Source organism: Algoriphagus sp. (genome assembly GCF_029254265.1).
In the GTDB taxonomy this organism is placed as follows: Bacteria; Bacteroidota; Bacteroidia; order Cytophagales; family Cyclobacteriaceae; genus Algoriphagus.
Map to the genome: position 1 here is coordinate 25,109 of NZ_JAQWXX010000052.1, position 11,111 is coordinate 36,219.

General features: G+C 41.0%; 8 protein-coding genes. All 8 read right to left on the reverse strand.

Features of this window, described 5'->3' with window-relative positions:
* Nucleotides 1-25: 25 nt before the first annotated feature.
* Entirely contained in the window at nucleotides 26-1,645 is a 1,620-nt protein-coding gene (locus P8O16_RS08315) for a hypothetical protein (protein ID WP_300313184.1), read from the reverse strand.
* Nucleotides 1,642-3,888 (reverse strand): hypothetical protein, encoded by a 2,247-nt coding sequence (locus P8O16_RS08320; protein ID WP_300313187.1) that lies wholly within the window; start codon nucleotides 3,886-3,888, stop codon nucleotides 1,642-1,644. Before P8O16_RS08320 ends, P8O16_RS08315 begins: the two co-directional genes overlap by 4 nt.
* On the reverse strand, nucleotides 3,819-4,994 hold the full coding sequence (locus tag P8O16_RS08325) for a BatA domain-containing protein (RefSeq protein WP_300313190.1): 1,176 nt from the start codon (nucleotides 4,992-4,994) through the stop codon (nucleotides 3,819-3,821). Before P8O16_RS08325 ends, P8O16_RS08320 begins: the two co-directional genes overlap by 70 nt.
* Nucleotides 4,991-5,860 (reverse strand): DUF58 domain-containing protein, encoded by an 870-nt coding sequence (locus P8O16_RS08330; protein ID WP_300313193.1) that lies wholly within the window; start codon nucleotides 5,858-5,860, stop codon nucleotides 4,991-4,993. The genes P8O16_RS08325 and P8O16_RS08330 overlap by 4 nt, the downstream gene beginning before the upstream one ends.
* 4 nt (nucleotides 5,861-5,864) lie before the next feature.
* Complete coding sequence (locus tag P8O16_RS08335) at nucleotides 5,865-6,845, reverse strand: MoxR family ATPase (protein ID WP_300313196.1); 981 nt, start codon at nucleotides 6,843-6,845, stop codon at nucleotides 5,865-5,867.
* 2 nt (nucleotides 6,846-6,847) lie between these two features.
* On the reverse strand, nucleotides 6,848-7,465 hold the full coding sequence (locus P8O16_RS08340; RefSeq protein WP_300313198.1) for a DUF4159 domain-containing protein: 618 nt from the start codon (nucleotides 7,463-7,465) through the stop codon (nucleotides 6,848-6,850).
* A gap of 390 nt (nucleotides 7,466-7,855) precedes the next feature.
* Nucleotides 7,856-9,172, reverse strand: a complete 1,317-nt coding sequence (locus tag P8O16_RS08345; protein WP_300313201.1) for a TldD/PmbA family protein — start codon at nucleotides 9,170-9,172, stop codon at nucleotides 7,856-7,858.
* 17 nt (nucleotides 9,173-9,189) lie between these two features.
* Complete coding sequence (locus tag P8O16_RS08350; protein ID WP_300313204.1) at nucleotides 9,190-10,833, reverse strand: TldD/PmbA family protein; 1,644 nt, start codon at nucleotides 10,831-10,833, stop codon at nucleotides 9,190-9,192.
* Nucleotides 10,834-11,111 lie beyond the last annotated feature (278 nt).

An 11,111-nucleotide genomic window follows, 5' to 3' on the forward strand; every position in this document is an offset into this window, starting at 1 on the left:
CTATTTGAATCCTTTCAAAAACTCATCAATCCCAAAGCTTTGGCTCCAACCAAATCAAAGTAAGCAGTAAAAATAAAATCAGCCCCCAAGCCCAAAACGGGATGGGAGCTTTGTCGGAAATTGAATCTGAAGAGGGCATATTCCAAGCTTGAGATTGAAGAAAAGCTGCTCTTTGCTGTTGAGCAATAATACTAGGCCAATCATTCATGCCTGAAACATAAACCTCACCTATCTCCCCAAATTTTACCCAACCGGAATCCAAAGGGATTAAATCCAAAGTTTTGGTTTTTGGATTGATCAAGGACTGACTCAGTGAAAGGGTATCATTTCCAAAAACCAAATAGTCTAAAGATTCATTTGAATTAAGAGAAACGGCCTCATATTCTCCTTGAAAAACAGGAGCACTTACTCCCCAATAGGACTGACTTTCAGGGCGTATTTCTCCAAGAATCCTACACCAAATTTTGTCATACCCTACAGAATCTCCAGACTGGGTAATCGAGAATGTAGAAGCAAGCATGCTCACGCCGATCTTGGAATCACCAAATCGCTGGACTGCTAGCGCATTTTCAAAAAGGCTTTCCTGTAAATTCTTTTCCTTGAAAGTAAAGGGTAAAGCGGCCAAGCCTCCAGTGACTTCTCGATTATCGCCACTACCGGTTTTAAGGACTTCGAAATTGGTTTTGAATACTTTATTCAACGCATCAATTTCTTTCTCAGGATTATTCAAATTGATTAAAACTAAGGAAGCTCCACGTCGGATTTTATTTTGGATTTTGGTATTCGAGAGTTGTGAAGGATCAATCACAAATACATCGACGGAGTCGAACGGAACTCTTCCTGTCAACAATTCGGTATCTTTTGAAAGGCGAATTTCTTCCTGAACCTGTTCTCCTTTCCCAATCAAATAGCGACTTAAAGTTCGAATTTCAGGCCCCGGAAATCCAGCTTGGATTTGGAAAGTCAATTGCTTCGATGGGATTACAAAGAATCGAATTGTACCAATAGATTCATCATTAACCTTTATTTCCCATTCATTTCTTCCCAAAATGGAAACAGGAATCCCTAACTCCAAACTGTTACGATCAGAATCGAATTCAATCTTTTCCAATTCATTTCCTTCTTGGAAAATCGAAATTGTAGAACCTGAGATCAAGTCCATCTTCAATCGAATTTTTTGATTCTCCCCTTGATAAAGAATCCCTTTCCATTCCAGAAATTCAGGATTATCTGCTTCACTTGGGATAATCCAATCCACTGATTTAGCCCGAATCGAATAGAGAAAGTTCTTTGCAAAATCATTTCCCAATAGAATCAGCGAATCGGAATTGGACTGAAAATCTTCTGCTGAAAGCACTTTTTCTACTCCTAAGCTATCTTTCCAGAAGTCTATTTCACTTTTTTCAACCTCTTCAGAAACCAGTAAAATAGGTTTTGAAATCTGCTCATAATTCCAAAGCGGATTCAGCATAAAAACCAGTAAAGCGGAGAATAAAAAAGTATTCAATAGCTGTTTAACCCCTTTTCTTTTTGGGGTAAAATCGGATTTCTGAATTTGAATGGCTTGAAAAATCAGCAAGGCAGCGATTCCTATTCCAAAAATCCAGGCAAAAAGCGGAGAAACAATCGGTTCAAAATCCATCATCTAAGTTTTGCCCAAAATGCCTGTTGCAATTCTTTTTCTGCCTGAAAGGAAGCCTCCAAACCGGAATCACTTGCCACGATTGGATAGAGTTTTTGAAGTAAATCAGACTTGCCCTTATCATCTATTTTCCCAGTACTCAATTCCTGCAAATGAAGTAAAACCGACCAATCGGACAGTCCGGAATACTGCATTCGCTCAGTCCAAATCTGACCTAAGCGTTGGATTTTCAATTGATCTTCAGCGCTTAATTCCGTTTTGGGAAGCATCCCCAAAACTGCTGCAGCTAAGGGAGCCAATTGTTTTTCTTTAGCAATCTGCTCTTTCAAAATAACCGCATCAAGCTTTTCCAATTTTCCGGATAATCGCTTTTCTTCCTCCTTAATGGGAGGTGGATCGTAACCCGTTCGCTTCACATAGACACGGGACTTTTGTTGGACAGTTTTCAAATATTCTAAGGCTTTTTCTTGATAAGGCAAAGCTTTCTCCGGTTCGAAAAGTCTCAAATAAAGCTCCGATTGCCACATTTGTTCCAAGGCCATCTTCAACATATTTTTTGTCGAAGCCTCATAGAATGTGTTCATTTCTTCATCCTCATGATTGTGAAGGTAGGAATCCAAAATCCCCCCAAGTCCACCGTCTTCAGCGTTTGAGTGTTCTTCATGAACCTCTATTTTTTCAGGTTCGGCGACCGGATTGGGTAGACCAACTGCCCCCTCATCTTCATGGTCATGATCATGGCGAAATCCTGCCAAGATGTCCTCTGAATCGCCTAATTCCACCGTTCCTCCACCGGCTGAATTCTCAAATTCCTCACCTAAATATTGACCATAACGCAAGCGGAGAAGCTTTTGATCGTAGCCAATTTCATTGGAAGTGACATTGAAAGCTCGTTCGGCAATGGACTTTTTTGAGGCGATAAGTTTCTCAGTATCAATAATAATCTGTCGCTGACTTCGGAAATAATCTGGCATCACATGGATTGCCATTCCCATCACTTGCTCCTCTGTCATTCCTGTGCTATCCACAAAGTTCAGGAAATAGGTATCCGATCTGGAAAAGTTTGGTTCGGGTCGCTTATTGTCAATCGCTGCCCAATAGTAATACAATTCATCACCTGGCTTGAAATCCAAAGCTTCTAAATCCAAGTTCAGGTTTATCGTCGATGATTTGAAATTCTTTTGTTGAATCGGAATTCTCGTCTCTCGAAACTTAACATTCTCGCCGGAACCCCGAGCCAAGGTAGCGACTAGGAAGACTTCTGTGACCAAAAAATCATCATTGAGCTGAGCTTGTACTTTTTTCGACAAACCATCCTTATGGAAATGGTAGGCATACAATTCCTTTTCTGATGGAATAATGATCGGAGCTAAATCTTCAACCGCCTCAATTTGAAAAAACGCAGATTCATAAACCAACAAATCATCCTTGTAAGCCTGAATGGCATAAATCCCCGAAGCATTCAATTGATCCGAAAGCATGTAATCAGTTGCACTTTTTTCAAAAGTCAAAGAATCCCGTGAGGAATTGATCAGAAAAACCTGAAGATCCGGATTGGAAAAGCGAAGTGACCAGGAAAGTTTGGAGCCTTTCAAGGCGGAAATCTGAAGTGAATTTTGACTGCTTTCCGGAATTCCGGAATAGGAAGGCGGGGTAATTTGAATCGAGATTTCTTCCAAAGAAACAGCTAGCTCCTCCAAGGAATCAGGAAGAGAAATCTGGTTTTCCCGTTCTAGAATTGATTTTGGGGAATGCTTTTCAGGAATGATTTTGGAGACTCCAAAAACAAGCAAGGGAAGCAACAGTAATAAAAAGAAAGGAATGACTTTTCGAAAATCTATCCCAATGGGTTCGGCAGAAATTTGAGCCTCGACCCGTTCCATCTGGAGTTGCTCGGCAATATTCAGCTCGCTTTTTTCCAGCAACTCAAGACTGAATTCCAAACCTTTGGTATGTTGATGCAAATGGGAAATAGCTGCTTTCCGATGATTGGCAAAACCTCCCAATAGATAAAAAGCTAGGATTGCAAGAAGTTTTCCAAGAAGAATGGCCCAAGTCACAGAAGTGCCTAAAACCATCAGCAAGCCAAAAAAACTCAGGCCAATCAATCCTGCCTTAAGCAAGATCATACCAAAGAGCTGCTTCTCAATCCGGGCGATATGGGATTGCAGCGACTTCAAATTCCTTGTTTGAAAGCTAAGTACCGTTCGATCATCAAAGTGCCCAAAAGCAAAGCCATCAGCCATTCGTTGAGATTGGATTTTTGAGGATTGGAATTTTTGGGTTTCAACAAAAATCGATCAGCAATCTGCTTAGAATTAAGTAAAGTTGATTTTTGTGTCACACCGATGTACTTTAAAAAACTCTCCAAAATCAATTCCGGTAATTGCCCATTTCGGATCAATTCCGATTCATCAAAATTCAGAGAACTAGCGAAAAGAACCTGATTCTTTGATGTTGGATAGTCAATCCTATTCGAGAAAAAATAAAGTTTTTTAGGATCTAAATTCTTCAATTCTGTGCTTGAAAAGACTAAATCAGCAGAATCCATATTTTCCTTAATCGAAAATTGAAATCCATACACTTGGGTAATGGATGATAAAGCAGCTTCAATAAACTGGCTCTCATTTTCTGAATTTTGAATCAAAACAGAAATCGGCTTATTAGAAAAATCAAAGGTTGGATTTTCTCCTTCTGCAACGTTAACCGAATCCAAAATCCCTGCCTCATTTAATGCGAAGACTCTATTCACATTTGTTTTGATCATTTGGATTTTGGATTTTTCAGCCAGAGCTTTTCCAATCTGAAACGATGGCAAAACAGGACTGCTGTAAAAATCATTCATTAGTACCAAATCTGAATTCGGCAAATATAAAATCAAGGAATCAAAATCCACAGGAAGCTGATCCAAAGCACTTTGCAAATTGGAGCTAGAAGTATTTTCTAAGTCAAAAAGCTCCTCTACCGAGGAAATTTCTTTTATAGGATTATCAGCCAACAGCACTAATTCACCCTTTTCAACAGCCTGTTGAATTTCAAATCGGAACTCCTCCCAAAGTGCTTTTTCTCCAGTCAGGACATGAGCGATTTTCTTTTCCTGTGTTGATGAATCTCCTTTCCAAAAAAGCTGTGCTAAAAGTAAAACTACCAAGACAATCAACAAAATCCGAAGTGCCAATAGCAGCCAATTCTCAAGTTTGATTCCTTTCGAAACTTGATTTTCATCGACTTTCAAAAATTCCATCGCAGCCCAAGCAATGGTCTTCCCCTGCTTCCCATTCCAAAGGTGAATCAAAATCGGAATGCTGATTGCCAGCAATCCCCAAAGCGCTATGGGATTCAGAAAGCTCATGAAAAACTTCGCTCATCTAAAAACCGGCTGATCACTTCAGAAATTGAATCTGACAATTTCACTTGGTAATAATGTACCTGCGGATGCTGAAATGACTTTTCCAGCTTTTCCAAATAGGTAGAAATAGCAACCTGATAATTCCTCCGTACAGATTCACCATCCAAAGTAACTATTCGATCGCTCTCCAAGTCTTGAAATTTCAAATTCCCTTTTTGATTAAAATGAAGTTCTTGTTCTCCCAAAATCTGAAATAACACTATCTCTTTTTTGGGATGTCGCATTTGCTCCACGATATCAATCCACTCAGATTCCTTTTGCAAAAAGTCCGAGACGAAAATAATGAGTTCCTTTTGTCTGGATTTCAATTCAGGAAAATCCTGCTTCCTCACTGGCCAAGAGCCTGAAGCTTTTTCTTCCTCCAAATGATAGATAATGCGTTGAAAAGCCTTTGGCGACGGAGCAACTTTTTGAATGATTTTCCCTTCCTGAAAAGTGAAAAACGAAAGCGAATCTCCCTGCTGGTTTCCCAAATAAGCCAAAGATGCAATCAGACTGTTTGCATAATCCAGTCGTTTAATCCCATTTTCAGAATAATTCATTGAGCCGGAAAGGTCCAATAAAATCCGAATATTCAGATGACTTTCAGTTTGTGACTCCTTGATCATGTGCTTTCCCGATCGGGAAAAATACTTCCAGTCAATCCGCTTTGGATCATCCCCTGGTTCATAGTAGCGATATTGCTCAAACTCACTTCCCACTCCTACTCGCTTCCCAAAATGCACCCCATGCTTGAGTTGCTCGCTGATAATTTTTGCAGCAAGTTTTAGATTATTTAGCCGTACAATTTCAAGGTTACTGGCGCGCATGGATTTAGGAGGCTTCCAAAATTTTCTGAATGATCAAATCCGGCGAAATGTTTTCCGCTTCCGCACGGAAATGCAGGGAAAGTCGATGTCTCAAAACCGGAAATGCCAATTTCTCTAGATCCTCAGGAATCACCGAAAAGCGACCTTTCACCAATGCTCGAGCTTTGGCGCAAAGTACAAGGGATTGACCGGCACGCGTACCTGCCCCCCATTCCACATAGCTTTTTACCGCATCCACACTGGATTCCGTTGGGCGGGTGGATCGAATGAGTCGATTGATTTTAGAGAGTAATTCTGAATCAATATGTACTTCTCTCGTGAGTTGCTGGAGTTTTTTGATATCAAAAGCAGTGAAAACCAGCTCAGGTTTAGCACGGTATGTTCCGGTTGTTTTTTCCAAAACTTCCAATTCCTCCCTTTCCGAAGGATAGCCTAATTTGATATACAGAAGAAAACGATCCAATTGAGCCTCAGGAAGAGGATAGGTTCCAGCTTGCTCGATGGGATTTTGCGTCGCAATAATCAAAAATGGGTCTGGTAAAGCATGATGTTGCCCACCGTAAGTAACCATTTTTTCTTGCATGGCTTCCAGCAAAGCAGCTTGCGTTTTTGGAGGTGTTCGGTTGATTTCATCAGCCAAAACCATATTGGCAAAGATTGGCCCACGGTTGAATTGAAAGAATTTTTTTCCAGTCTCATGGTCCTCCTCCAGAATCTCCGTCCCCAAAATATCCCCTGGCATCAAATCCGGAGTAAACTGAATTCGCTTGAAATTCATTTCCATCACTTCAGAAAGTGACTTGACCATCAGTGTTTTTGCCAAGCCCGGAACACCTTCCAAAAGGCAATGCCCTCCTGCGAAAAGCGTAATGATGATCTCTTCTATTACTTCCTCTTGACCGACGATCGTTTTGGCAATCTCCTTTTTCAACAAAGGGATTTTGTCGACGAGTGCTTTATAATTGGCTAATTCTTGTTGTTCCAAAATCAATAAGTTAAAGCGTAAACCACGATGTTCACGCCAAATTTGGTGTTGTCTTCCTTCAGAAATCGTTTGTTTCTAAAGTCATAATCCCATTCACAACCATAATCTTTATTGCTATATAAGACGCCAATCCGACCGTTGATCACCACTGCTTTGAGGTAATCGTGGATCAGATCATCGCCCCAACCGTTGAGTTCAAAGGAAGTGGCAGGTGGTCCATCTTCAAATTTGAAGAAAGAGGAATAAATGGGATGGTTATTTGGGATTTTTCGGAGCGCATTTGCGCCGAATGTTTTGGCCATTTCTGCTTCAAATGATTTAGCGAAAAGCCCATCTATATCGTGGTTGCAATCGTCCGCAAAGACAAAGCCACCATTTTCGACATAAGTTTTGAAGTTCTTTCGCTCCTCAGCAGAAAACTCGACGAGCTTATGCCCGCTGAGGTAGCAAAATGGACTTTTGAAAATCTCCGTACTACTCAACTCCACGATTTTCTCCTGCTGATCCACGGGAATGGTAGTGTACTCAATCAGAGAATTCAACAAATTTGAAGGCATTCGCTGATCCGTATCCCAGTTTCCCGAGTTGTATTTTAATCTAGTGAAGAAGAAGTCACTCATTCAGTTGGCAGTTTTCAGTGAACAGTTGGCAGTGAGCAGTACGCAGTCGTCTCCCGTACAGCTGCCGGGAGCGAAGATTTTAATAGAATCTAAATTCATTATATCTCTTTCAGCCGGCAGTTTTTAGTATCCAGTTAGCAGTTGGCAGTAACCATTTTGAAAACCGAAGTAATCTTAAGCATTTGGCTATACTTAAGTAAACAATAAGAATATTTCAAAAACGGATTCTTTATGCCACTTGCAAATCATCGACTATCAGGAAACCAATTCCCCTTTAAACCTGTGTCCTGCTTTGTGCATACTGCTAACTGCTAGTAAACCTTCGAGGTCTGAAAAAGACCTCAAAGGTTAAGAATCTGCTCACTGAAAACTGGATACTGCTTACTGTAATTATACTGCGTCTGACAAACTTGTAAACGTAAAGTCTCTGATCTTCATTGCCGGAATCAAGTCACCATCAACCCGTTGCTGTTGGCCCAATGCCTCAATATTATTGAGCATTATGATTGGACTTTCGTTGAATCGGAAGTTTTTAACAGGGAACTTAATCTTTCCATTTTCAATGTAGAAGGTACCATCTCTGGTCAAACCCGTGAAAAGAAGAGTCTGTGGATCTACGCCTCGGATATACCAAAAACGAGTTACCAAAATTCCTCTTTCTGTAGAGCTGATCATATCGGCTAGCGATTGATTGCCTCCTTCAAAGATCACCCCACTTGGTCTTCCAACTGGAGCGACACCTTGTTTTTGTGCCCAATACCGGGAATAAAACAGGTTTTTAACTACTCCATTTTCAACCCATTTAACAGGCTTTTGAGGATAGCCCTCATTGTCCCATGGTGCTCCAGGAATAATTGAATTTGAAGGGTCGGAATAAATATTCACACGCTCATCAAAGATCTTCTCCCCGATTCTTGTTCCTCCTCCTTTTTTACTCATAAAGCTTCTTCCCTCATCTGCACTTCTGGCATCCAGGCTTCGGGTCAATAAACCCATCAAATCTCCTGCAGCTCTAGGCTCAAGGATGACAGTATATTTTCCAGGTTCGATCGCTTGTGCATTGACAGAAGCCTGTGCTTTTTGCATTGCAATATTGGTAACCTCTCTGGAGTTCAATAAACTAACATCATTATAGTCACGAACCGCATAGCCAGACCCTGTACCATCAGCAGTCCTAACTGTGACAGAGAAATCCACCGAAGTACGCTTGTTGTAACCAAACATACCTTTGCTATTTCCCATGGCAGTAAAACCTGAGAAATCCTCCAAATATCCAGCAGCAACAAGGTTTTTCTCTCCACTTGGCCCCATACTATCCGCCCCAATCTGTGCCCGATAATCTGGATTGATATCATCCGTGCTTTGCACAAAAGTTTTGGATTCCGGATAATCCTGAGGACCGAGCATAGGCATGTATTCAGGATTTTCGGGAGCCAGCATCGCTATTTCCTCTGCTCTTGCTACTGCCTTTCGGAGTGATTCATCATCCAGTTCATTGATACTTGAGGATCCAGACTTTTTACCGTAAACTGAGGTGATATTCAGTCCGATTTCATTTGTCTCACCACTGGTACTCACATTATTTCGAGCATAGCGGATATTACCTGTTCTTCCCCCGGACAGCGTGACTTCTGTTTCGTCAGCTTTGGCGTAAGAAAGAACTTTATCTATAATTTTCTTCGCTTCTTCTTGTGTTAAAATTGCCATAATTCTCGCGTTGGGGGTTAAATATTTCTTCCGGTGTTAATCACATTGACTGCATCAAATCGAGTCGTCGAACTGCCGTGAGATACCGCAGAACTTTGCGAAGGCTGTCCTTTGCCATCGAAAAATGAACCGAAGAATTTGTAATCATCCTTGTCACAAATCTGGGAACATGAGTTCCAAAACTCCTGTGTATTTGACTGATAAGCCACATCTTCTAGCATTCCTACGATTTCACCATTTTTGATTTCGTAGAATAATTGACCTCCAAACTGGAAATTATAACGCTGCTGATCAATTGAATAGGAACCTCTTCCTAGAATATAAATCCCCTTTTCAACATCTTTCACCATTTCTGCTACACTGAGCTTTTCAGTTCCCGGCTTCAGCGACACATTTGGCATTCGCTGGAATTGTACTGAACTCCAATCATCGGCGAAGCAACATCCATTTGACTCTTTTTCGCCAAGAATTTTCACTTGATCACGGATTGCCTGATAATTGACCAAAATTCCATTTTTGATCAGATCCCACTCCTTGCATTTCACTCCCTCGTCATCGTAGCCAGTATTACCTAGGGAGAAAGGTTGAGTTTTGTCTGCAACGATATTCACTTTGTCAGAACCGTATTTGAAATTACCGGATTTCCATTTGTCCAAAGTGGCAAAACTTGTTCCTGCATAATTTGCCTCGTAGCCTAATACACGATCCAATTCAAGCGGGTGACCTACTGATTCGTGGATCGTCAATCCCAAGTGATCCGGATCAAGGACTAAATCATATTTGCCTGGCACAACAGATTTTGCAGTTAATTTTTGCTGGGCATGTTTAGCAGCATTTACTGCATCTTCCAGCATATCATAGGAATTTCTGTAGCTGTTAAATCCAGCTGGATTCATAGACTTATCTTTTGCCAGACCGTCAAGGTATTCATAACCCATCCCCATTGGAGCACTTAGCGCTTGTCTGCTTCGGAAACCTCCAGAGGTTTTGTTTACTGCGGTAACAGTGAAGTTTGGCCAGATTCTATGAATATCCTGATCAATGTATGATCCATCAGTAGACGCAAAATACTTCTGCTCATTTATCATAAATAGTGCAGAGTTCACAAAGGCTGCACCGTTGTCCAAAGCTGCATTATTGACACCCAATAATAAATCTATCTTGTCTTTGACAGGAACCTCGATTGCATTTTTCTTGATTGGAGTTTTCCAAGTCACATCTCCGTATCCTGGAACTGGAGCTAATTCTACGGGTTCCTTTTGCAGCTTAGAATTTGCTTTGGCAATCGCCACCGCAGTTTCTGCACAGGCTTTGATCCCTTCAGGGGTTACGTCTGAAGTGGAAGAAAATCCCCAAGTACCATTGGCGATCACTCGGATTCCGACTCCAAAAGATTCAGCATTAGTGATATTCTGCACATTTTTTTCCCGTGTAGTTAGGAACTGACGCAAATAGCGTCCAATTCTAACATCTGTGTAAGTGGCGCCTTTTGCTCGAGCAGCGTCCAAAGCTACATTTGAAAGCATTTTCTTAGCTGCTACATCGATCCCAGGCTCGAGTAAAGCCTCCGCTGAGACAGGATTGCCCAGCATGACCAAACCGGAAGTCGCCAGTGCGCCCAGTCCCATTCCGGAGAGTTGGATAAAATCTCTTCTTTTCAATTGATCTATGGATTAAAGTGAGTTTAATTATTCTAAATCGTCTTTTCGACTCATCGAATTGGAAAGTATCCCTAAATCGTCACTATGGCAAATAAAAATACAGACTCGGTAAAAAAATCGGTTAAATAAGGGTTATTGATTACCTGAGAAATGAATTTCGATTATAGAGGTGTCCTTTTAATTGCATATATTTATAGCTTTTCAAACGCTCAAAATGGATATATTTAAAGGTCAAGGAGTCATAGAGTTCAGTAAAAGCTTCCAAACTGAACTTGACT